Below are 517 nucleotides of genomic sequence, written 5' to 3'. Positions count from 1 at the left end.
GCCGATGCCGAAGCGCGCGCCGACGCGGGCCAGCACCGCGGCCGCGCCGCGCGCCGCCGTCGCGCCGCCTGACGCCACTTCCTGCGCCAGCCATTCGAGCCGCGCGCGGCGGTCGTCCAGCCGACGCACGAGCGCGTTGGCGAGGCGCGCGAGGCGCCCGGCCTCGTCCGGCGCCGCGCCATCTGCCGTCACCGCAAGATCGCCCTCGGCGAGCCGGGCCGCGAGCCTGTCGGCGGCGGCGAGCGGTCCCGTCACGGCGCGCTCCAGCACATAGCGCAGCAGTTCGATCGCGAGGATCGCGCCGACCAGCATCACGATCAGCACGTCCCAGCGCGTATCGGCGATGGCGGCTTCGAGCGGCGCGCGGCTCATGCCGACATGGAGGAAGGCGCGCGGCGCCTCCGCCACGGGACCCAGGCGCAGGCGCGTGTCGTAGGCGGCGTCGAGCCGCCGGGCCGACGCACCCTCCGGCGGCGCGGGCTCGAAGGCCTCCGCGCGCGGGCCGGCGCGGACCATC

The 517-nt window shown here is 78.1% G+C and carries 1 protein-coding gene; it reads right to left on the bottom strand.

Annotation, left to right across the window (positions count from 1 at the left end; all coding sequences use genetic code 11):
- On the bottom strand, window positions 1–517 hold a 517-nt coding region (locus HW577_RS26325; protein ID WP_419956618.1), incomplete at both ends, for a hypothetical protein.

Source organism: Neoroseomonas rubea (assembly GCF_016106015.1).
Lineage (GTDB): Bacteria > Pseudomonadota > Alphaproteobacteria > Acetobacterales > Acetobacteraceae > Neoroseomonas > Neoroseomonas rubea.
Note: the sequence above shows the minus strand (reverse complement) of the source record. Positions and strands in the feature narration are given on the sequence as shown.